Origin of the sequence: Sulfurimonas sp. NW15, assembly GCF_051132285.1 — a bacterium.
GTDB classification, from domain to species: domain Bacteria; phylum Campylobacterota; class Campylobacteria; order Campylobacterales; family Sulfurimonadaceae; genus Sulfurimonas; species Sulfurimonas hydrogeniphila.
This window is the reverse complement of the sequence record NZ_CP093237.1, coordinates 1086013-1106528: the sequence shown is the minus strand read 5'-3', so window position 1 is coordinate 1106528 and position 20516 is coordinate 1086013. Positions and strand designations below refer to the sequence as shown.

Annotated in this window: 24 protein-coding genes; 9 read left to right on the top strand and 15 right to left on the bottom strand. The window is 34.6% G+C overall.

Annotation, left to right across the window (positions count from 1 at the left end; translation table 11 throughout):
- Nucleotides 1-10 precede the first annotated feature (10 nt).
- Genes rd through MLC52_RS05585 form a run of 4 tightly spaced genes read left to right on the top strand, consistent with a single transcriptional unit; the run spans nucleotide 11 to nucleotide 1987 of the window.
- A complete protein-coding gene (gene rd, locus MLC52_RS05600) occupies nucleotides 11-178 on the top strand; it encodes a rubredoxin (RefSeq protein WP_418641339.1) in 168 nt (55 codons plus the stop codon).
- Nucleotides 171-650 carry a cytochrome P460 family protein gene (locus MLC52_RS05595; protein WP_418641338.1) on the top strand — a complete coding sequence of 160 codons (480 nt, stop codon included), beginning with the start codon at nucleotides 171-173 and terminating at the stop codon, nucleotides 648-650. Before rd ends, MLC52_RS05595 begins: the two co-directional genes overlap by 8 nt.
- Nucleotides 651-708: 58 nt before the next feature.
- Nucleotides 709-1185: an iron-sulfur cluster assembly scaffold protein gene (locus MLC52_RS05590; RefSeq protein WP_434581581.1), complete on the top strand. Its 477-nt coding sequence runs from the start codon at nucleotides 709-711 to the stop codon at nucleotides 1183-1185.
- On the top strand, nucleotides 1172-1987 hold the full coding sequence (locus tag MLC52_RS05585; protein ID WP_434581580.1) for an iron-binding protein: 816 nt from the start codon (nucleotides 1172-1174) through the stop codon (nucleotides 1985-1987). Before MLC52_RS05590 ends, MLC52_RS05585 begins: the two co-directional genes overlap by 14 nt.
- A gap of 201 nt (nucleotides 1988-2188) precedes the next feature.
- On the opposite strand, the gene MLC52_RS05580 is transcribed toward MLC52_RS05585, so the two are convergent.
- Nucleotides 2189-2938, bottom strand: a complete 750-nt coding sequence (locus tag MLC52_RS05580; RefSeq protein WP_434581579.1) for an ElyC/SanA/YdcF family protein — start codon at nucleotides 2936-2938, stop codon at nucleotides 2189-2191.
- Entirely contained in the window at nucleotides 2935-3630 is a 696-nt protein-coding gene (locus tag MLC52_RS05575) for an alpha/beta hydrolase (RefSeq protein WP_434581578.1), read from the bottom strand. The genes MLC52_RS05580 and MLC52_RS05575 overlap by 4 nt, the downstream gene beginning before the upstream one ends.
- Nucleotides 3631-3750: 120 nt before the next feature.
- Between MLC52_RS05575 and MLC52_RS05570 the strand changes: the two genes are divergently transcribed.
- Nucleotides 3751-4485 (top strand): hypothetical protein, encoded by a 735-nt coding sequence (locus tag MLC52_RS05570; protein ID WP_434581577.1) that lies wholly within the window; start codon nucleotides 3751-3753, stop codon nucleotides 4483-4485.
- A 9-nt stretch (nucleotides 4486-4494) separates the two neighbouring features.
- Here MLC52_RS05570 and MLC52_RS05565 read toward each other — a convergent pair whose 3' ends face one another.
- The 3 genes from MLC52_RS05565 to glyS form a co-directional block, all read right to left on the bottom strand.
- On the bottom strand, nucleotides 4495-5613 hold the full coding sequence (locus MLC52_RS05565; RefSeq protein ID WP_434581576.1) for an NAD(P)/FAD-dependent oxidoreductase: 1119 nt from the start codon (nucleotides 5611-5613) through the stop codon (nucleotides 4495-4497).
- Nucleotides 5614-5999: 386 nt separating this feature from the next.
- Nucleotides 6000-6218 (bottom strand): addiction module protein, encoded by a 219-nt coding sequence (locus tag MLC52_RS05560; RefSeq protein WP_434581575.1) that lies wholly within the window; start codon nucleotides 6216-6218, stop codon nucleotides 6000-6002.
- 119 nt (nucleotides 6219-6337) lie between these two features.
- Entirely contained in the window at nucleotides 6338-8356 is a 2019-nt protein-coding gene (gene glyS / locus MLC52_RS05555) for a glycine--tRNA ligase subunit beta (RefSeq protein ID WP_434581574.1), read from the bottom strand.
- Nucleotides 8357-8465: 109 nt separating this feature from the next.
- On the opposite strand from glyS, the gene MLC52_RS05550 reads away from it, so the two are divergent.
- Together MLC52_RS05550 and MLC52_RS05545 are read left to right on the top strand one after the other, a co-directional pair.
- Entirely contained in the window at nucleotides 8466-8858 is a 393-nt protein-coding gene (locus MLC52_RS05550) for a YidH family protein (protein ID WP_346388682.1), read from the top strand.
- Nucleotides 8859-9003: 145 nt separating this feature from the next.
- Complete coding sequence (locus MLC52_RS05545) at nucleotides 9004-9390, top strand: class II SORL domain-containing protein (protein ID WP_151900453.1); 387 nt, start codon at nucleotides 9004-9006, stop codon at nucleotides 9388-9390.
- Between the two features lie 29 nt (nucleotides 9391-9419).
- Here MLC52_RS05545 and MLC52_RS05540 read toward each other — a convergent pair whose 3' ends face one another.
- Entirely contained in the window at nucleotides 9420-10355 is a 936-nt protein-coding gene (locus MLC52_RS05540; protein ID WP_418641331.1) for an HD-GYP domain-containing protein, read from the bottom strand.
- Between the two features lie 15 nt (nucleotides 10356-10370).
- Nucleotides 10371-11963 (bottom strand): EAL domain-containing protein, encoded by a 1593-nt coding sequence (locus MLC52_RS05535; protein ID WP_230973233.1) that lies wholly within the window; start codon nucleotides 11961-11963, stop codon nucleotides 10371-10373.
- 80 nt (nucleotides 11964-12043) lie between these two features.
- Between MLC52_RS05535 and MLC52_RS05530 the strand changes: the two genes are divergently transcribed.
- Together MLC52_RS05530 and MLC52_RS05525 are read left to right on the top strand one after the other, a co-directional pair.
- Complete coding sequence (locus MLC52_RS05530) at nucleotides 12044-12706, top strand: uracil-DNA glycosylase (RefSeq protein ID WP_434581623.1); 663 nt, start codon at nucleotides 12044-12046, stop codon at nucleotides 12704-12706.
- Nucleotides 12703-13974, top strand: coding sequence for a hypothetical protein (locus MLC52_RS05525; RefSeq protein ID WP_434581573.1), 1272 nt, complete (start codon nucleotides 12703-12705; stop codon nucleotides 13972-13974). The genes MLC52_RS05530 and MLC52_RS05525 overlap by 4 nt, the downstream gene beginning before the upstream one ends.
- On the opposite strand, the gene MLC52_RS05520 is transcribed toward MLC52_RS05525, so the two are convergent.
- The 8 genes from MLC52_RS05520 to MLC52_RS05485 all read right to left on the bottom strand — a co-directional run bounded on the left by MLC52_RS05520 (nucleotide 13927) and on the right by MLC52_RS05485 (nucleotide 20303).
- Nucleotides 13927-15081 (bottom strand): MFS transporter, encoded by a 1155-nt coding sequence (locus MLC52_RS05520; RefSeq protein WP_151900457.1) that lies wholly within the window; start codon nucleotides 15079-15081, stop codon nucleotides 13927-13929. The genes MLC52_RS05525 and MLC52_RS05520 overlap by 48 nt on opposite strands.
- A gap of 8 nt (nucleotides 15082-15089) precedes the next feature.
- Nucleotides 15090-15464, bottom strand: a complete 375-nt coding sequence (locus MLC52_RS05515; RefSeq protein WP_434581572.1) for a YbgC/FadM family acyl-CoA thioesterase — start codon at nucleotides 15462-15464, stop codon at nucleotides 15090-15092.
- Nucleotides 15465-15474: 10 nt separating this feature from the next.
- Nucleotides 15475-16629, bottom strand: coding sequence for a tyrosine-type recombinase/integrase (locus tag MLC52_RS05510; RefSeq protein WP_434581571.1), 1155 nt, complete (start codon nucleotides 16627-16629; stop codon nucleotides 15475-15477).
- 243 nt (nucleotides 16630-16872) lie between these two features.
- Nucleotides 16873-17151, bottom strand: coding sequence for a nucleotidyltransferase domain-containing protein (locus tag MLC52_RS05505; protein ID WP_434581570.1), 279 nt, complete (start codon nucleotides 17149-17151; stop codon nucleotides 16873-16875).
- Nucleotides 17126-17590 (bottom strand): Cthe_2314 family HEPN domain-containing protein, encoded by a 465-nt coding sequence (locus MLC52_RS05500; RefSeq protein WP_434581569.1) that lies wholly within the window; start codon nucleotides 17588-17590, stop codon nucleotides 17126-17128. The genes MLC52_RS05505 and MLC52_RS05500 overlap by 26 nt, the downstream gene beginning before the upstream one ends.
- 85 nt (nucleotides 17591-17675) lie before the next feature.
- On the bottom strand, nucleotides 17676-19766 hold the full coding sequence (locus MLC52_RS05495; protein WP_434581568.1) for a plasmid pRiA4b ORF-3 family protein: 2091 nt from the start codon (nucleotides 19764-19766) through the stop codon (nucleotides 17676-17678).
- Nucleotides 19753-20112: a hypothetical protein gene (locus MLC52_RS05490; RefSeq protein ID WP_434581567.1), complete on the bottom strand. Its 360-nt coding sequence runs from the start codon at nucleotides 20110-20112 to the stop codon at nucleotides 19753-19755. The genes MLC52_RS05495 and MLC52_RS05490 overlap by 14 nt, the downstream gene beginning before the upstream one ends.
- On the bottom strand, nucleotides 20109-20303 hold the full coding sequence (locus tag MLC52_RS05485; protein WP_434581566.1) for a hypothetical protein: 195 nt from the start codon (nucleotides 20301-20303) through the stop codon (nucleotides 20109-20111). The genes MLC52_RS05490 and MLC52_RS05485 overlap by 4 nt, the downstream gene beginning before the upstream one ends.
- Between the last annotated feature and the right edge of the window lie 213 nt (nucleotides 20304-20516).

Genomic DNA, 20516 nt, shown 5'->3' with positions numbered 1-20516 from the left:
AGGATATTTCATGCAAAAATACAGATGTACCGTATGTAATTATATTTATGATCCTGAAGCGGGTGATGAAGAGAATGGCATACCTGCAGGCACACCCTTCGAAAATTTGCCTAAGGATTGGGTATGTCCGGACTGCGGCGAACCCAAAGATGTTTTTGAACCTTTGGAAGATGAATAATCTATTCCTGCTCCTTCTGCTCATAACTGCAAATATTTTTGCGGCGCATACTAAAAATGATGCATCGCAGGATTTTATTTTTCCTAAATGGAGAGAACTGCATAAAATCAACAAAGCACTCCTGCACTCACATGACCACCATGCGGCAGTCGATATTTATACCAATGAGATTGCGACAAAACCGTATATCGAACAACAGTCGTTCTTTCCCGAGGGCTCTGTAATTTTAAAACCTTTGTATAAAAAAAACAGTAGACGAAGCTATTTGGCACGTCTTGTTGTGATGGTTAAAATGCATAAAGGGTATGATACAAAAAACAGTGACTGGTGGTACGGAGTCTATGACAAGACAGGAACAGATGTCTGGTTTGAAGGCAAGATCAAATCCTGCATCCAATGTCATGAAATTGCCAAAAAGAGCGATTACCTTTTTACCGAAAAAGTTATGGAAGAAATTGAATTTCAAGAGTAAATTTATGCTTTTCTTGCTACACTTATAAAAATTATAAATATTTCAAAAGAGAAAACAAATGTTTGAAAATGTAAAAATGCCAGAAGGCTTGAACCCTGAAGTCCTGGAACACCTGATGAATCCGAAAAATTACGGAAAACTGGATGATGCCGACGGAGTGGGTGTGGCTCTGGATGAAAAAACAAAAGAGTATGTCATCTTTTATACAAAACTTGATGACAACATCATAAAAGATGTAAAATTTGCAACAAACGGATGTCAGGATACCGTAGTTATCGGATCGATGTTTACGCAGATGATAAAAGAGAATGATTTGGACTACGCAAATACTGCTGTCGAAAAAATACATGAAAAACTGGGAAAACTCTCAGCACAGCAACTTATCTGTGCAGAGATTGTTTTTAGTGCCTTTTTGGCATCACTTCAAAATTTTGAAAACAGAAAGAACGGCGCAGATGAAGAACTGCATCTGTTTAAAATGAAAGAGAGCTGCGAAACAACTGCAACAAAAAAGGATGATGATGAAGATAAATAAAACATATCAAAAAAAACATGAACTCTGGCTTGCTGTACTTTTTGCCTCATTTGCCATAAACGATGAAACAATCAAGTCCCGTTTGTATGATTTTTCACAAATTGCCTTTCGACATATGAAATGGCTTGGCGAAGAGGCTTTGGAAACAGGAGAGGATTATAATTACGACAGAGATATGCTCTTGTATAAGCGTAATACAGTTTTTGAAGTCATTACAGCGCTCAAAGAACAAATAGAAGAGATTCAGCCATTTTATCCACAAAACATTTTAGGTGAACGCATCAAAACGGATGACGCCTATCTCTTAGAGTATCTTTCTCAAATTTTAAAAGATGAGAAAAACAATCAAGAGGTTACCGCATTTAATATGCAGCGTAAATGGGGAGACAAAAACCTTTCTCAGGAGCAAATTGATGCATTGACACTCTTTTTGTTTGAAGAGTCGTACAAAGAGTATGAGCTTATCTTAGTCTATGCCTACATGCAGGCACGAACCAGAAACGTACTGCATTTTAATGTTTTTCAAGATTTGGTTGACGAGTCACACTTTCATCTCAAGTCATTTGGCAACATGATGGCGAAATTAGGCATTTTAGCACTTCCGAGAGAATTGCACACTATGACCTATGTTGTCAAAGATTTGGAAGAGTTTGTCAAAGACGGCATTGCCGAAGAAGAGGCTGCAAAAATTATGTGCAAAGAGTTAAGTGATGCTATCAAAGATGAAGAGCTTGCCAGGTTTTTTGATTTTATCAATTATCAGGAGAGTTATCATATTGAGTTGATGAAAAAACTTTTATAAGTTCTTTTATCTTGAAAGACGCAAAGCCCGCACTGAAGTACGGGTTCCGAATTTGAGTGCCGACTGTTTTTTTTTGCTTTTATGCCATTCTTGCCCGTACTGAAGCACGGATTCCGAAGAACTGCACACTCTCTTGGAATCGGTACTTCAGTGCCGACTGTTGCTATTTCCTTGTCACTCTTGAGGCACTAAAATACCAATTCAGAAAAAACTCCTTTTTGCCCAGAGTATCCCCAGGTATTCATGAACTGCTATACTTGAAATATAAAAATAAACAGGTTTGGGAACCTGCAGATACCCTCTGAACTCACTTTTGTAATAATTTGTCGGTGCAGCTATGGGATGCATACCGAGTGAGCGAAAAAGCAGCATAGCCCGTGGCATATGTGTGGCAGAGGTTACCAGTACAAAAGGCTTATCTGTGACAAGTGTTTTGGTGAAAATTGCTTCTTCTTTTGTATCGGCCGGTTTGCCGTTTATAATCATATCTTTATATGCCACACCCAAAGCATGTGCCAGTTTTGCATTCATCGCTGCATTTGTTGTATTTGTATCTCCCTCGTATCCTGTAAAAATCAATTTTGATTCCGGCATCTTTTTATGTATGAGTATTCCTTCTAAAACTCTTTTTGTGCCGGTACTGCTGATTTGGGAAGAGAGTGGCTGAGACGGATCCGTATTATGTCCGTTGCCGAGTACATGTATATATTTAACCTGCTGTTTATAATCAAATTTTGGGTACTGGTTTTCCAGATTCTGTACCAAAAAGTTTGCAAAAGGCGGATAGGAGAAAAGTAACAGTAAAAACAGGCCCGAAAAAAACAGTATTTTTGCAAAACGAATCTTCTTTACATGTAACATGTAAAGCCCGACAGCCAACAGTGTAACAATCAAGCCAAGCGGTTCTACAAAAAATGTTAGAAATTTTTTCAGATACAAACCTGCACTCATGTGATAACTTCATTGATTTTATTTGTAACACGCGGATCCCAAAACAGTTCCGTATGCGAAAGTCCTTTGAACTCTTCATAATGCACTAAATTTTTTATATGCTTTTTTAAATTTCTGGAATTTTGCAAAGGAATAAGTTCATCATCCCGACTCACAAACAAATAAGTATCGGCTTTTACATTTTCAATATAGTGCATCGTTTTGAACTTATACCGTAAAAGCTTTGCCATATAAGAAATTTTAGAATATTTTTGGCGTAAAAGCTGTCCTATGGAGTCAAAGGCCCCTATCAAAAAGAGTGCTGATACCTTATGTTTTGAAGCAACATACGCAGCAACACTTGAACCTAAAGAGTAGCCCAAAAGATAAAAATCACCATAGTTTTTCTGCACCAACTCTGCAATTTTCAGACTGTCTTGCAAAATATTTTTCTCATTTGCCACACCTTCACTTTTACCGTAACCACGATAGTTAAAGACTACTATTCGTGACTTTGGATAAACCTGAGATAGCCTGTTGAGAAGGGCCACACCGTCATGACTCCGACCTACAAACATAAGCAGGGTACTTTTCGGATTTTTCGGCTCATACACAGCACCCTCAAGTTCTATACCGTCATCCATTTTCGCACTTAAAAGGGAGCAGTCTTGGCACAAACGCCTCTCTTTTATATATGTAGGACGAAAAATCATAAAATATTGCCATTGATAAAAAGCAAACAGTAATATTAAAAAAGTGAAAATTAAAAAAGCTATATAAATCATGAAAAGAATTATAGTATAATTCGCCTAATAAGTGCCAGAGGATAATAAATGCAAGTATTTGGAAAATTTTCAACAAACTTTGATATGGACTATTTAGTCGAACAGTATATGTATATCAATGAGAACGAAGAGGAAAAAATCACCGTTGATGATTTAGAAAACATGCTTAAGAAAAAACGCAAAACTGTCGCAGGAACTGTTTTTTTGTATAACCCTGAAGTCAGTCCGGTCGGTTATAAAATGAGCCGTTTTTTGCAAGAAGAAGGATTTGACAAGTATGATGAATTTGTCCCTCTGAATGAAAGTCCAAAAGACTATGTTTTAAACGCAGGCTTTAAAGAACACTACAAAGGCAAGCTTGTCCAGATCAGATATCTGTTTAATTATAACAGGGAAAACATCGAACCGACGCCGATTTTGGAAGAGTTTGATGCTGACCTGGACAAAATCACCTCTTCTCAGCTTACACGATATGACAAGCAGCTGAACTATATTGATATACCGAACATCAGACTCAGCGGAAAATTTGTCTTTTTCGGTATAGGAAACAAATACGACAGACACCACAAAGCCATCATCGCCTATGCCAGAGCACTCTCTTTACATGTAAACAAACTCGATAAAAACGTGGTCTTTATGTATGACAACAATTATGACCCGGACGAGTGTATAGAGAGGGCCTACTATCTTTCACCTTTTGCCGGCGGAAAAGCAAGAGAGGTCCGTGCCAATGCAGTCAAAGCAATTTTCAAAACGCTCCCGCCGCAACGCGTAAAAATCTAATCTCTCTGATTATCTCTTTTTAGCCCAACGCGCAAAAAACCTTGCCGGGCTGATTCTCTCACTGATATTTTTTCCGTGCAGTATATGCTCTGTCAGTATTTTTGCCAGATACGGTGCCAAGACAAAACCGTAACCTCCACTTCCGTTTATCATAAAAAGGTTTGGATAATAGACATACTCTGAATAATCAGGCTTTTTCGTATGCAAAGAGCCTTTACATGTAAGCAGTGTTTCGCTTGAAAGTACCAAAGAACCGATTATCGGCAGATAATCAAAAGAACCCGAACGCAGTCCCGTATAATCTTTTATGACTTTCACATTTTCCAACTGCATAGTTTGTGAAGCTTTTTTCAACAGCTCTGCTCTGCCCTGCTCAGCGTTGTACGCTTCTTGATTTTTTTCGGGATGATAATGCACATTATGTGTGGCACCTATGGCTATTTTTCCATTCTTTGAAGGGGAGATAGAGACATGCTGATGCACAGAACAGCAGTTTTGCGTTGTTGTTGTGACATCTATGCGATGTCCCCAAACACCACGGAGTTTGATGTATGGCTCTTTAATGAGCATATCATATGCTCCTGTTGCCAACACAACATTTTTGGCGCTGTAACTTTCATTGATGACCCAATACTCATCATCAAACACCAGTGTCTCTGCTTTTTCTTGAACAAATGTCGCTCCGCAGGACATATCACTGCATACTTTTTGGGCATCGACGACACCGGCATCTATAGAAACACTCTCTCTTTTTTTTGCCTCTGCACTCAATTGCGAGTATAAATCAAGCGGAATGTTTTGCAGTGGCAGCGGTGCACTTTGTTTATATACATCCAAGCCTGCATCATCCGCTTCCTCTTTTGCAATGTGAACAAGCTGTGCTTTTGTGAAGGTTAAAGGGAAATTTTTATCGTAAAAATCATAAGAGTAGACAAAGGCTTCTTGAAGCAGCTCTTTAAGCTCGCCGGCTTTGGAAAATTTTGGAGATATAAAAGCACCTGCAGCACCGCTTCCTCCACTTGCTATGCCTTCTTTGTCCAAAAGAAGCACACGCTTACCCTCTTTTATAAATTCATACGCCACAGAGCAGCCGTTTATACCGGCTCCGATAATGGCTATATCATACATGTAAATCCATCTAAAAGCTTATATTTTGCAGTCTCTTGAAAAACTTTCTCTGGGATTTCTCCTTTTTTTATCAGAGTATTTTCTTTGTAAAGCATTTAAGAAAGTCTTTCATTAACATAGACAGGGTTGCTTCTTGTGTCCAAAACTGCATAAATATAGATTGTTTTGTTATCATATTTATAATAAATTGCATATGGGAAACGTTTTGATAAAAGACGGTAGTAATTTTCAATTTTGATATGAACTCCGCAATATATTCGCAATGATTCTATATCTGAAAAAATTGTATTTAAAAAGTACTGTCCCAATCCCTGTGATTGGCACTCATAAAAGTCAGCACCACTAGAAATATCAATCTTCGCGGAAGTTAATATTTGTATATTCATTTATGAGAATTTTTTTAATAAATCTTGTTTAGCATCATCAAAGTTCTCAAATACTACTTCGCCACTTACAATTTGCTTTTCTCTTTCATGTAATACAGCTTTGTGCCACTGTGGTGTCAGAGATTCATCATTTATGTTTTTGCTCATATCTTCCCAAAGCTCTTCCATTGCCATAAACTTTTGCGATGTTGTCATAGTCTTGAGATTTAATATTGACATTTTAACTTCCTTGTTCTTGGTTCTCTATTTTATCATACAATTGTTTTACTTTTCACATAGACAGCAGGTATATGCTTTGCACACCAAGTTCGACTACAAAAAGTTTTTAATATAATGAATTATATACTTACTTCTTTAATGTCGGCAATCTTCAGAATACTTTTATAGATGGATGCGACCAATGCTTTACGGTTGTTTTTCAGCTTTTCATCTTCTGCATTGACCATAACATTGTCAAAAAATGCATCCAATTCAGGTTTAAGCCCAAGGAGTGCATCCAACTCTTCTTCATAGCTTTCATAAGTTTTTGATATCACTTCTTTGTATCTTTTGTATAGTATTTTTTCAGCTTCTTCTTCAAACAGGCTTTCATCTACATGTAAATCAGCATTTAGGTCAATATCTTTCGTGATATTTGCCACACGTTTAAAAGTAGATGAGACTTCATCAAAACCTTCCGAATTGACCAAAGTATTGAGTGCTTCTATTTTTTTACCGAGTGCCAGGAGTTCTCTCTCACCGGAGGCTAAAACCGCTTCAATAATAGACGGATTGACTTTATAGTATCTTCTGATGCGCTCTATAATGAAGTTTTCAAGTTTTTCCAAATCAATTGCATCATAATTTGCGGACAACTCTTTTAAAGTCTTAACAATGTCAAATTCAAAACCGTACTCATTGACAATACGGATAATGCCGTTGACTGCACGACGCAAGGCAAAAGGGTCTCGAGAACCTGTCGGGATTTCATTGACAGAAAAAAGTCCAAGCAGTGTATCAAGCTTGATGCTCATCGCCACTATGGCACTCAAAGGCGCAGAAGGGAGTTCGCTCTCTTCACCCTCAGGCAGATACTGCTCTTTTACAGCCAAGGCAACAGCCTCGTTTTCGCCTGCTTCTTTTGCATAGTAGTAGCCCATCAATCCCTGAAGTTCTGTAAACTCATACACCATTTCACTCATCAGATCGGCCTTTGCAAGCTCTATAGCTCTTTGCAAATCCTCTTTTTTTACATCAGGCTGATACATATCATATAAAGCACTGGCAATTTTTTCTTCACGCTTTATTTTGTCCGCAACACTGCCCAAGCCTTTAAAAAAGGCAACTTTTTCCAGTCCTTTTGTACTCAAACCGTTTTTCAAGTCATTTTCATAAAAGAAAAGCGCATCTGCCAAACGAGGACGAAGCACACGCTCATTTCCGGCTATTACTTCAGAAAAATCATCTGTCAGGGCATTGGAGACAACTACAAACTTATTGATAAGTCTGCCCTCTTTGAATACAGGAAAATAACGCTGATGCTCTTTCATAGAAGTGATAATAACCTCAGGAGGCAATCGTAAAAATGCTTCATCAAACGAGCCTAACAACGCCGTCGGATTTTCCGTAATAGCAACCACTTCCGCAAAAAGATCTTCATCTATCTCAACATTGACACTGTTCTCATCTTCAATTGTTTTAATGTCGGCAAGTATTTTTTCTTCTCTTGTCTGTTGAAAAAGTGTCACACCACCATTTTTGAGTGTTTCAAAATACTCTTTTGTCCCTGTTATTTCTACAGGATTAAAATTTGCTATACGGTGAACACGTGTAGTTTTGGCAGCATCGATGCCATACATGTGCATAGGAACAAGCGTATCATCCAGTTGCACATTTATCCATCGTACAGGACGAATAAAACTCTCATGCAAACTGCCCCATCGCATAGATTTGCCAAAATCAAGCGACTTGAGCCATGCATGTATAATCTCTGGCAAGAGTTCCGCCGAAGGTTTTCCTGCAACATCTTTTTTATAGTAAAGTACCTCTTTACCGCCTTTTTCTGCCGTACTGAGTTCGTCTAGTGAAACTCCGCATTTACGGGCAAATCCCTCAGCTGCTTTGGTAGGGACGCCATCTTTGTAGGCAACTGCCAAAGGCGCACCAAAAAATTCTTCTACACTGTCAGCCTGCTGCATTGGAAATTCTCTGTGCCACATTACCAAACGGCGAGGCGTATAATAAAATTCAAATTCACTCAAGAGAGCATATTTTTCTAAAATATCGGCATATTTTTTTTCAATATTCTTCATCTCTTTTAAAAGAGGAACCGCAGGAAGCTCTTCAACACCGATTTCAATTAGTAATGGTTTTAACATATTTAGACTCTTTATGTATTAATTAACGCGATTTTATCTCTTTATTGGTTAAAAACTCTTAAAATGGTTCACATATGTCTTAAATAAATTTCAGTTAGGAAATATAAGTATGCAAGAAAAAAAATCTTCTATCGACCCGAAAGACTTAATGGCAGTAGAAAGAGCGACTACCGCACTTATCGGAACCTCTATCTCCCTTATTATTCTCGGTTTTATTATTGAAAAATTTGAACTGTTTCTGCATATTATATCTGTCGAGCTAACAGGAAAAAAACATGATACCATACCGCAGTTGACACATATTGCCTTTTACAATTATCTGGGTATATTTATCACGATATGCGGCATGCTTCTGGCTGGATACACCTATAAATACTACCTCACATGGATCACACATCTGGAAAAAGGAGAAATAGATACCGACAAAAACATCTATTTTTATCTTTCATTGACAGTTTCACTTGTCGGTTTTGTACTTTTACTCAGTATGATCTTTATTTAAAATAGAATCCGAGTTAAAAAGAGTGTTAAAAAAAACAAATAATCTTAGTATAAACTTAGACAAGATAAATATGCTCTGATTTATGATAATGCTAAAGATTTTATAGATACAATAACGTTAAATAAATTAACACAAGGAATTTAATATGCCAAAGATTAACAAATACGTTGACATTGACACAGTAGAAAGAGAAGCAAAGAAAGATTTAATTGACCGTCACTCACCATTCATTACCGTACCTGGTGTTGCTAAAAAAGGCGAAATGCTTGCAGTAAACGTAAAAATGGGTAACGAATATACTCACCCGGATGATTTCGATCACTACATCGAGTCTATCACTCTTTATGACGGTGACACTAAATTGGCAACGGCTACTTTTGTTCCTGGAACTTTAGGAAATGAAAAATCTCATGCTGAAGTAACTTTCAACATCAGACCGATGAAGAAAAAACTTACTCTTGTAGCACATGGTTACTGTACTAAGCACGGCATCTGGGAAAGTACGCCTGAAATCGTAGAAGTTACAGAATAACTTAAATTCTTCAGATAGAATTTTTAATTCTATCTGAGCATTTCTATCATTTTATTTAAAATCTTCACATCCAGCTGTTTACTCATTTTCGTTTTCATCAACAACAATGCTTCAAAGACTCCCATTGCTTCTTTATAGGATCTTCTGCTCGTTAACGCATCAAAAACATCACATACAGCTATAATTCTTGCTATATAAGGAATATTTTCTCCATTGAGTCCTGCAGGATACCCTGAACCGTCCATTCTTTCCTGATGATACTTGATACCCATGAGAATATCTTTGTTTTTTATTCCCAGTTTTAATCCGATGGCATAGCCAAACATCGGGTACTTTTTCATTTCAGTAAATTCTATTTCTGTCAAGCGTCCTTTTTTTTCAACAATTTCAGGATTGATTTTACTTTTTCCGATATCGTGCAAGAGTGCCGCTTCTCCCAATGCCTCAAGCATTTCTTTGGAAAATTTCAAGTAAGTGCCAAGATTTAATGCGTAAATGCAGACATTAATAGAGTGTGTCATTATTGTATACTGATGTTCAGCTATATTTATAATAGAGTCAATAGAAAAATTCTTATCTGCAACAGTTTCCACAAGCTCATATATCACATGTTTGGATGTTTTATAAGTCTCGAGATCTTCCGGATTTGAAAACAGAGTATGAAGGATAACAGTCGCTTTATGATATATTTTAGCTGCTTTTTCTTCAAAGTTTATGTATTTTTTTTGAGCATGCGCAACTCTTTGGTTGTAATATCTGAGATAATATGCCCGCTCTTTTTCATTGATATAAACAGCGTTGATATCTTTAAGCTTTTCTACATCCTCTGCAGTCACCAAAGTGCCTGCATGTTTAAAATAGTGCATCTTTTTTTCTTTCTCTGAAGGAATAAAAAGATTAAACTCAAATACTGCATTTTCTTTTATGATATCTTTGTCTATTGAAATATATTTAGTTGACTTCAAACATACTGCCTGTTATTATAAATTTAATTTCACAGATGGTTCATCTATATAAAATCCTTGTGAATAGTCTATACCCAATTCACACACTCTGTCCATAACAACACTTGAATGCACATATTCTGCTATTGTTTTTATTCCCAGTTTTTTAGCAAACTGAACAATTGTATCGACAACAATTTTTGAAGCCTCATCCACATCAATATTTTCTATAAGTGAACCGTCGATTTTTATATAATCTGCATCAATTTTTGTTATATATGAAAAATTGGAGTAGCCGCTTCCAAAATCATCTATCGCTATTTTCGCGCCATACCTGACAACTTCACTGACAAACCTGTCTACCCTTTTAAAATCCTGCACGGCTTCTGATTCCAAAAGCTCAAATGTTACCCTTGAAGCTGCGTGAGAGTTTTTCAGTTTATTCAGGATAAAATTAAATATTTCGCTGCTCATGATGTCTTCTATGGAAAGGTTAATACTGAATTCAAACTCATTCTTTTCAAAAACAGCAAAGGATTTGTTGATTATTTTTTTTGTCACTTCATTATAAATTTTAATATTTTTAGCAATAGGAATAAACAACAAAGGAGAAAGAATCTTTCCGTTCATATCTACGAGTCTTGCCAGGCACTCGTATTTTGTAATTTCTTTCGTTTTGTTGTCACGAATTGCCTGAAAATATGGAATGATTTTGTCATTTTGCACCGCTTCGCGAACAATTGAAGAGAGTTGTAAATTACGCCGATATTCATCTTCAAAATGCATTTTGTCTTCATAAATCCAAAAGGGAACACCCTTTTTCTTTGCATACATCAAGGCCATGGAAACTTTGGAAAAAATATTATTGTTTATTCTGTCTGATGACGATGCCAAAGTAAAATCAACAAAAATTTGTGTTTCCTGATAAGTGACTTTTATGTTTTTTATCTTTTCGTAAAGTTCACTCAGATAACTCTTTAAATGATAAAAACCAAGATTTTCATCCAGTGAAATGGCAAATTCTGCACCTGAAAGACGATAAACCTGATTTGGCGAAAGGACTTTTTTTAAGTATTTTCCGACATATTCCAAAACATAATCGCCAACTACAAATCCGTAAAAATTATTGATTGTCTGAAAATTATCAATTTTCAAGAGAATCAAACCGCACTGCTCACAGTTTTCCAGGTCTTTGCGAAGTTGATACAAGTTTGGAAGATTAGTCAGGTGGTCTGTAAAATAACGTTTAAAAAGTTCTCTCCTGTACTCTTGAATACTCAAATTTTTGCTTGAATGGTCTTTATAAAGCTCTTTGAGCACTTCATCACTTATATGCTCTGTATCATCCGTATCTATCGTAAAAACCACAACAGAAGTTTTTTGCTTGTCATCATGCTTTAAAAGTACTATTTTTGCATCCGGTACTGCCTTATTGATCTCTCGTACTAGAGTTTGAACCAATACAGTATTGTGTATATATGAGAGGATATGAATCAATACTTTATGTTTCGCCAAAAGCCCAATTTCATATATTACATCTGGAACTTCAGCGGATGAACTTAATGTAAAATTTTCAACTTCAAAAGTATCACTATTCATACTGTCTTTGCCTTTATACCTGTGTTTCATATGTATAATAACATATTTTTAATCCATAAAGTAGAATTTAACCGCAGTTTGACTATACTCTTGTCATATTTTCAGAAATGGTGGCAGTATTGAAATCCTATCAAAATCTTGTTTTACTTCAAAACCTGTACCGCTTAAAAGCTATCGGTTTTGAGTATATAGAACACTTTAATATAAATGATAAAACAAACTATGAAACGCCAACAACATTAGCGGCTCTGTCTCAAAATATATCCTCATGTCATCTGTGTGATTTGAGCAAATCAAGAACGCAAAGCATGAGCGGATACGGAAACCGGAATGCAAGCTTGTTTATAATAGATTTCAGTGTTTCACAGGCACAGGACCGTGCAAATGCATACTATACAGGCCGATCCGGAGAAACATTAAAAAATATGATAGAAAAAGTTGTACATCTCAGTATAGAAGATGTTTTTATAACACATGCTGTCAAATGCAAACCCCTGCAATCAAACAAGCCTTCTGCCTCCGAATTCAATTCCTGTAAAAATTATCTGTTTTCTCAGCTGGATTTTATAAAGCCAAAGGTCATTGTAACACTTGGAGAAGATGCCTATACTCACCTGACAGGTGATGTGAATTTTAAAAATGTAAAAGGGCATGTTATAGACTACAAAGAGTATAAACTCATCCCTGTTTATCATCCCCAGTATCTTTTGAGAAACCCCGAGTTGAAAAAAATCACATTAAATGATCTAAAAACCATAAAGAGTTGCCTATGAAAAAACTACTATTTCTGCTTGCGCCCTGTATCATTTTTGCACAAAGTTTTATGATATCCAATATTCCTATTCCAAAGATATATATTCAGGACCTTGACCCTTATACATGTAACGACAAATGTATGAAAGAGCTTTTACAAAACGGACAGATATTCTCTTTTCTCTCCCATGCAAACAAGAAACTGACAGACAAAGAGTTGGATGAGGCGCGCATTATTAACATTGCCGTACTCAATCTTGGCGCATCAAACGCCGGCATGAAATTAAAAATAGCCCTGCTCCTGCCTTACAAGAAAATAGGAAAATACGCATCCACCACCACAAATGCGGCTTTTGCCTATCTGATGACAAAAAGTAACTCTTTTATGCTCAAAAGCTACAAAATTTCGACAGAAAACAGATCAGATTTGCAAGAAGCTCTGACGCAAATAGAATCAGATGGATTTGAGTATGTCATAGCACCGCTTACAGCACAGGGAGTAAACAACATTATTGAGATTGATCCAAATGTAAATATATATTTTCCTACTATGAATAAAAAAGATGTTCATACTGTCTCCTCTTCTCTTGTTTTTGGAGGTATTGACTACAAACAGCAAAGCAAAATGCTACTTCATGAAGCAGTTTCACCTCTGGTTATTTTTTCTGACAAGTCACAAACAGGCAGAAAGTTGGCATTTTATCAAGAAGACGAGTTTTTGCACCCTTGCGCTGATATAAACGATACTATGTATTATAATGATGAAATCAGTGTTTATAACGAAGATGTCAATCTTTCAGAAGAAAAAAAAGTATTTACCTATTTTATTTCACGAAGAACAACCAATCTTGAAAGATATTTAAAAGAAAATAAAGACATTGTCAATGCTTCATTTTTTGTCAATACCCCAATCATTAAAACAGGAATGATATTATCACAACTGACACTTTACGATGTAAATGCTACAAACATCCTCTCAACACAGATCAATTATGACCCATTGCTGCTCTCTATGACGCAGTACAATGACAGAAAAAACATGATTGTAGCAAATTCTATAACCAAAGATAATAATATTTTGATTGAGACAAATTCACTGTTGGGAAATGACATTGTGTATGACTGGATTAACTACACTACAACTGTCGGAATAGATTACTTTTATGCACAAATCACCGGTGAAGAAAGAGAATACAATATCAACCTTCTGGACAATCAAATGATGTATGATATAGAACTTTTACGCCCTGGAATATCGAGATTTTTCAAATATATTCCAGACGAGTAGTGTCAAGAACATTACTCCCATGCCTCCTTCACTTACTATCACTGCATTTTCAAAACCGTAATTTTTCCAAATATACCCTATAACAATTGCTCCCAAAGCACTAAAAACAGCAATGCCGCCATAAAAAATACCGTAAACAAATCCTTTGGAATTTGCATATTCAGAAATGTAGGCACGGGTAGCATTTAAACTAAAAACAGTAAATAGACCCAAAAAAGCAAATGCCAGCCATAGATTTATATTTAACATAGATATAGAGACAATACCAAAAACAAAAGAAAGCAACAACACCCTGATAACACCTATCTTGTCACTTAAAACTCCGCCATAATAACTCATAAGAGTCTGTACAGCCGTCAGCATCATTACAAGAAGCGGAATAGTTGCCAAAGAAAAACCCTCATTTCTCGCCTTTAAAATAAAAAACTGGTCACTCATGATAAAAAACAAAAATCCGAAATAGATAAACAGGACCGGAAGTAACTTATAATCCTCCTTGTTAATAACCTGCTTATCTTTTTTTATCTTTTTTGGTGCATCTTTTACAAGAAAGACTACTATGGCAACCGCAATCAACCCTGGTATGATCGTCAGTTCAAAAATGAATCTTATTGATTTTTCATCTTGCGCAATAAACATAAAAATGACAAAAATTAAAAATGCTCCACTCAATTCTCCGGCAATATCGAGCATTTTATGAAAACCAAAAGTTCTGCCATGCGCATTGTTTTTAACATAACTGCTGATAAGCGAGTCTTTTGAAGCACTTCGTATGGCTTTACCCATTCTTTCGACCCCCTGCAATAATGCGACACTTATAAAACTGTGTGAAAAACCCAACAATGGTTTAGAAACAGTCGATAAAAGATACCCTGCAACAAGAAACGGTTTCACTATTTGATATTTATCACTTAAATATCCAAAAAGAATTCGAAAAGCATAGGATATAAATGTTGCAATAGCGATAATAATTCCAAGCTTATCAACCCCTTCATTCAAAACATAGACGACAAAAACAGGTAAAAGAGTAGTAACCATGTTTGATGACATATCTGTAAAAAAACTGACCCAGCCTATATATACTACATTTTTATCTATACTTTTCATATAATTTCCTAAAATAAAGAGAGAATGAGTTCTTTGCTTTCATTATCTAATTTCTGTACTTTCCCATCAAAATCAATATATACCAAAAGAATTTCCAATTCAAATATTTTTTCATTTTCTTTATAAATTTCCTGACTCAGTGTAAAGGAAGCTGCTTTCATTGTAACAAGTTTTGTATATATCTCAAGCATATCACCAAGTTTAGCACTTTTATAAAAATCTGCGGTAACTTTACGGGCCACAAAATGCCCGTTTTCCAAAACTGGGGTCATACCTTTGGAAAAAAAAGTCTCACTCCGTGCCCGTTCGCAAAAATTTAAATAATTTGCATGATACACGACACCACCTGTGTCTGTATCTTCGTAATAGACTCTTAATTGCATATTTTACTCCTTATTTTTGGGATTTAAGCCATGTTGGATTATCTTGTGTGCCAAATATGTGCCATTTTTGGATGAATTTTGCACGATTTTTTACATCTTCTTTTATAAATCTTGCATATTTTTCAAAAGTAATATTTGCTGTTTTATGTCCAAGCATTTGTGACACCCACATGATACTTTCATTATTTGTTAGCATTAAACTTGCAAAAGTATGCCTAGTATTATAAAGTGTCCGCTCAGATATATCACACACTTTAAGAATCTTTTTTAAAGATAAATTCAATACATCACTTGAGTAATAAGGTTTCCCTTTGTTATTAAGAAAAACATGATTTGTAAATTTAAAATCATCTCTATCCCCATACTTACTTTCTAAGTATTTTCTGTTACTGATTGTATATTGTTCTTTTAAGTAATCCTCAACAATTGGAAGCATATCAATAGTTCTGTTTGATGATTTTGTTTTTGTGTGACCTTTTGCTCTACCTCTATTTTGTGTTTTATAAATTCTTATCTCATTTCTATCATAATCTATATCATCCCACTTTAAAGCTATCAATTCTCCCGTTCTCATACCAGTAAAAATAGAAATGATAAAAAAATTCCTCATTTTTACACTTGCAGTTTTAATAATCTTTTCTATCTCATCTTTACTAAAAGGAGTGATCTCTTTATATTCTGCTTTTGGTATTTTAATATTATCAAATGGATTTTTTTTAATATACTCCTCTTCTAAAGCATCTACAAAAATTTGCCTAAAAATATTCCTATATTTTTTTAAAGATGATGCACTTGTTTTATCAACAATTTTATTTTGCCACTCTCGTAAATCAGTTGGAGTAATTTGAGATAATAATCTATTTCCAAAATCAGGAAGTATATGTTTTTCAAAATTAAGTTTATAAGCCCTCGTTACTTCTTGCTCTCTTTCATGTCTATGTAATTCAAGTGATTTATAGCCAAATTCTTTAATTGTAGGTACTATTTTCTTTTTTTCAGGATCAAACTCACCCTTTGCTATTGCTGCTTGAATTTGCGGTGCTATATCTCTCTGTACAAGCTTTCTATTTGCAGGAGTATCTTCAAGCTTTGTACTTCTTCTATATCGCCTACTATTAACTACAAAATCAAGCCATATTATATTTTTTCTTATATACAATCTCATACATAAAGTTTATCATCTTGTTACTTAGATTCTTTATATTGTAGGTGCATATCACCCCCTATTACTCGTAATAAATCATCTACTAAACAAAATATTGTTATTATATTCTCTTCCATAAGAATTCCTCTGCCAGGAGATTTTCTTATGGATAAAGCAATTTTCAAACCCTATTTTAACTAGCAATTTGGGTTAATGTAATCTTTAAAGATAATTGCATCTTTGCTACTTTTATACAGAAAATAATCAAATCCCTATCCCTCGTAATGCTTCTTGTTCTATAATCCTATCAAAATTTTTATGTAAAACTATGTCTACAGGTTTATGTAAAACCCTTTTTAATTTGGCAAGAGTTTTTAGTTTCTTTTCTAAAAGATTATGTTCATTTGAGATAATAAACAAATCAATATCTCCACCTCTTTTACTATCATCTAGTCTGCTTCCAAAAAGGTAAACTTGAGCATTGCCAAATTCATTAAAAATAGTATCTTTTATAATACTAATCTCTTTTTCGTTCAATCTCATAAAAACTTCGCTCCATTTTTTGTGCTATATTTACCAATACTGTACTTCTATTTATAAAAAGATTGATACTTTCTACCATTTCATCTAATTCTTCTGGATAGTTATGAGCTATTTTATTTCTAAGCTCTCGCAACTCTCCCCAAGTATCAATATCAACAATACCCTCCTTTTCTATTTCCCTGAGTATCTCGAAATAACTAATACCCTGTGTATTAAAACCATTATACTCAAGATATGTTCTAAAAACTTTAGCACCTAGTAGATCTTGAAGTTTTGAGAAGCGAAAAATAAGAGCATTTAAGGCAAATCTCTGGAGTTGATTGAGTTCTGCATAATCTTTTACAGGCAATAATGGAGTTAAAACATCTAAAGATTCAATGATAAGTGCAATATGTTTATTTGCTTCAATAAAGTATGTTTTTAATTTTATTTGTATCATTTTGCAACCTTATTTGACACTCTTTACAAGTATTTTATCATAATATGTTTGGATGATACATATTATCATCCAAAACACTAATGGTTTATAATTTTGTGTTGATTAGATCAATACTGCACTCATTTGGATCATAATCTCTATCATACCACTCTTTCATCTCTAAATATTCAGGATGATTTTTGTCACTCATTGTCTTTTTAAAATCCTCAAACCCCCATACGCCACCAACATCTTCAGGTGGTGTATTTCCCTGCGCATCGATACAGGCAGGATACTGCTGCCCTGCTTCTGGTGGAAAACTTTTTTTCAATACTATCTCATGTTCCCAATGATCTCCAAAATCATAGATATAAATAGCTTTTTGAGATTTTCTTTTAAACTCATCTTCAAGAAGAATATCTCTTGCCGATAAAATATTTTCCTCCCCAAACTCATCCTCATGATCTGCTATGAGTTTTTTCTTGATTATAAATTCAAAAAGATGTGCATCATCCCAGTTAAAAGCGTTTTGTATAACGAGGTGTAGATCATAAAAAGTAAAATTACTTGGTACTTGGATAGTTCTATATATCGTAGGATTATCAATACCCAGTAGTGTTATTTTAAACTCAAATATCTTCTCTGAAAATCCATCATTTTTTGGAGTTGGTAGTTTTTCATCATTTTGCATCATTGCGTTTTCAAGTTTGTAAGTGTAGAGTGAAAAAATTGCCAAGATATAAGAGCGGACAGTATCTTGAATTAGTTGTTTAAAATCTTTTGTAGTGCGTTTGAGTTTTTTAGACTCTTTTTGTAGCGCACTCAAATGCCCAAAAACCATCTCAATATCCTCAGCAACCTCTTTATTGAAATGTTGCTCAATTATTTCATCCGGATTACCCTTTGTGATATCTACACCATACTCTTTGGAGAGAAGCTCTAATAAAAAGAGGGGAATAGCCTCAAACTCTTTATAGATTAAAAATGGCTTTTTATTGCTATCTACTAAAAGAGTTACTGCTTCGATAAACTCTTGAAACTGCTTCATAAGTTGTTCTTTGTGTGAAGCGGTTGCATATTGGGTAAAAAGTAATACAGCAGTTTTTAAACCTTCATAGAGTGTTGTATAAAGTTTTGTTTGGTTTTCAGCCTGTGTGCCTATTATCATCTTTTGTTTTATAATATCTTCTACTACAAGAGATGTTGGTGGAAATGGATGGTTTGCTAAAGTGCTCATAAGATATACAAAATCATGAAATAGAGTGTTTATATCTAGATTTTTGTCTTGAATATCTTTTTTGAGTGTATGTACCAATTTTTTGGTAAGAAGATGATCTGTATTTGCAAGTTCCTCTATCTTAAGAAATTTCTCTAAGAGGGAAGATTTTTGTGCTTCGTATGGTTCAGATTCTTTTTTCTCTTTGTTAAATCTATCTCCTCTCTCTTCAAGTAACCCAAAGAGTGCGAAGAATCGTTTAAACAATCGAATCTCAACATAATGGACAAGTTCTCTTTTTGTAACTTTTTGCATCATCTCTTGAGAATCTAAAAGCTCACCATCTTGAAGTCTGATGTTTGTACTTTTTAAAAGTTCTAGGAGTACTGACATCTCTAATTGAGGATATTTACTAAAAAAAAGATCATTATAGCTTGCAGTACTGCGATATTCTTTTTTCTCTTGCGCAATAGCATTCAGGTAAAGCGGTGCTAACTCATTTAACAAATCAAAATTATCCATCCCATCAAAGTAGCCAAGATTAAGTGATAAAAAGCTATCAAACAGAACAATAAACTTTTCACTCGCTTTAAGTGCTTGATATGCTTTTGCCTTTGGGGTAAGAAAGAGTCTGTTTTTAGAAGTTTTTATAAGTTTTAGATTTTTTGCTAAAACTCTAGCTCTTTGTGCACTTATCGATTCATCTTCAATAAAGCGTTTAATGAACTTTAAAAATCTTTGATCCTCATAAGATGGATTAACCAAACTAATCTCTTGTACCAAAGCTGTCGGAAACTTTCCTTTGGTAGTTAATTTTAAACCCTTCTCATCTATACCATTTAAAAAAGTATCCATTTGATCAAGAATTGGTACTTGCAACTCTTTCTTATCTATATTTGTAAACTCTTCTTTAACTACAAGACCACCCAAATTTTTCTCTCTTAATGAACTAATAATTTTTTGTATATCAAACTTGTTCATTTTTCTCTCTCCTATTATCATCTCTAAATTGCTCAATTGTTTGTAGATTGTTTTGTATATATTGAAATTTTTCACTTGAAAGAAACTCTAAGTCTTTTAGAGAAATAAGATCTTCTAAGAGAAAAGTTATAAAATTATCTAGCATAATGGAGTATCTGTAATCATATTTAGCGTCAAACTCTTTTGCTGCGAGATTTAACATATCTCTTAATTTCCAAACATCCGTAGGGTCTTTTAGTTCTGTATTTCTAATACGATCTATTAAACGACTGTAATCATTCTCTTTGGCTTTTTCAAAGAGTGCTTTTGTTGCTTCTTTTTCTTTTTTTGAAAAAGTTATACTCATAGTTGTTCGTACCACTCTAGTACATCTGATTTTTTATCATAAGTATTGAGTGTAGCTCCTTTATCTTTTTTAGCATTTTCCCACTCAAAAAGAATTCCATTTTCAGTATAAACTCTCTTTATCCATGTTGTTTGAGTAATCTCTAATAATCTTCTGGTATCATCTTTTAAAAACTGCATTAATTCATTCATGACAAAGTTCTCCTTTTCCTAGTAGACTATTTTACCTTTTAAATACATCTCAAAAATTTCTTCGCCAATTCTAATATCAAGTGCAATATTTTAAGAAGATTATAACCAATTGGAGATTAAATCAAAAAGATTTTTACACTCAATTAATTGCAACTTATAAAATAAACTTCTGAAGCTAGTCCTGAAACAATATAAAAATATATACAAAATCAA

What these genes read in the sequence shown, in the direction of transcription:
- MLC52_RS05500 (WP_434581569.1), bottom strand. Translation starts at nt 17,590, where the DNA reads ATGATACAAATAAAATTAAAAACATACTTTATTGAAGCAAATAAACAT.
- MLC52_RS05570 (WP_434581577.1), top strand. Translation starts at nt 3,751, where the DNA reads ATGCAAGTATTTGGAAAATTTTCAACAAACTTTGATATGGACTATTTA.
- MLC52_RS05490 (WP_434581567.1), bottom strand. Translation starts at nt 20,112, where the DNA reads ATGAGTATAACTTTTTCAAAAAAAGAAAAAGAAGCAACAAAAGCACTC.
- MLC52_RS05485 (WP_434581566.1), bottom strand. Translation starts at nt 20,303, where the DNA reads ATGAATGAATTAATGCAGTTTTTAAAAGATGATACCAGAAGATTATTA.
- rd (WP_418641339.1), top strand. Translation starts at nt 11, where the DNA reads ATGCAAAAATACAGATGTACCGTATGTAATTATATTTATGATCCTGAA.
- glyS (WP_434581574.1), bottom strand. Translation starts at nt 8,356, where the DNA reads ATGTTAAAACCATTACTAATTGAAATCGGTGTTGAAGAGCTTCCTGCG.
- MLC52_RS05510 (WP_434581571.1), bottom strand. Translation starts at nt 16,629, where the DNA reads ATGAGATTGTATATAAGAAAAAATATAATATGGCTTGATTTTGTAGTT.
- MLC52_RS05545 (WP_151900453.1), top strand. Translation starts at nt 9,004, where the DNA reads ATGCCAAAGATTAACAAATACGTTGACATTGACACAGTAGAAAGAGAA.
- MLC52_RS05495 (WP_434581568.1), bottom strand. Translation starts at nt 19,766, where the DNA reads ATGAACAAGTTTGATATACAAAAAATTATTAGTTCATTAAGAGAGAAA.
- MLC52_RS05515 (WP_434581572.1), bottom strand. Translation starts at nt 15,464, where the DNA reads ATGCAATTAAGAGTCTATTACGAAGATACAGACACAGGTGGTGTCGTG.
- MLC52_RS05520 (WP_151900457.1), bottom strand. Translation starts at nt 15,081, where the DNA reads ATGAAAAGTATAGATAAAAATGTAGTATATATAGGCTGGGTCAGTTTT.
- MLC52_RS05550 (WP_346388682.1), top strand. Translation starts at nt 8,466, where the DNA reads ATGCAAGAAAAAAAATCTTCTATCGACCCGAAAGACTTAATGGCAGTA.
- MLC52_RS05575 (WP_434581578.1), bottom strand. Translation starts at nt 3,630, where the DNA reads ATGATTTTTCGTCCTACATATATAAAAGAGAGGCGTTTGTGCCAAGAC.
- MLC52_RS05560 (WP_434581575.1), bottom strand. Translation starts at nt 6,218, where the DNA reads ATGTCAATATTAAATCTCAAGACTATGACAACATCGCAAAAGTTTATG.
- MLC52_RS05535 (WP_230973233.1), bottom strand. Translation starts at nt 11,963, where the DNA reads ATGAAACACAGGTATAAAGGCAAAGACAGTATGAATAGTGATACTTTT.
- MLC52_RS05525 (WP_434581573.1), top strand. Translation starts at nt 12,703, where the DNA reads ATGAAAAAACTACTATTTCTGCTTGCGCCCTGTATCATTTTTGCACAA.
- MLC52_RS05595 (WP_418641338.1), top strand. Translation starts at nt 171, where the DNA reads ATGAATAATCTATTCCTGCTCCTTCTGCTCATAACTGCAAATATTTTT.
- MLC52_RS05585 (WP_434581580.1), top strand. Translation starts at nt 1,172, where the DNA reads ATGAAGATAAATAAAACATATCAAAAAAAACATGAACTCTGGCTTGCT.
- MLC52_RS05580 (WP_434581579.1), bottom strand. Translation starts at nt 2,938, where the DNA reads ATGAGTGCAGGTTTGTATCTGAAAAAATTTCTAACATTTTTTGTAGAA.
- MLC52_RS05565 (WP_434581576.1), bottom strand. Translation starts at nt 5,613, where the DNA reads ATGTATGATATAGCCATTATCGGAGCCGGTATAAACGGCTGCTCTGTG.
- MLC52_RS05590 (WP_434581581.1), top strand. Translation starts at nt 709, where the DNA reads ATGTTTGAAAATGTAAAAATGCCAGAAGGCTTGAACCCTGAAGTCCTG.
- MLC52_RS05505 (WP_434581570.1), bottom strand. Translation starts at nt 17,151, where the DNA reads ATGAGATTGAACGAAAAAGAGATTAGTATTATAAAAGATACTATTTTT.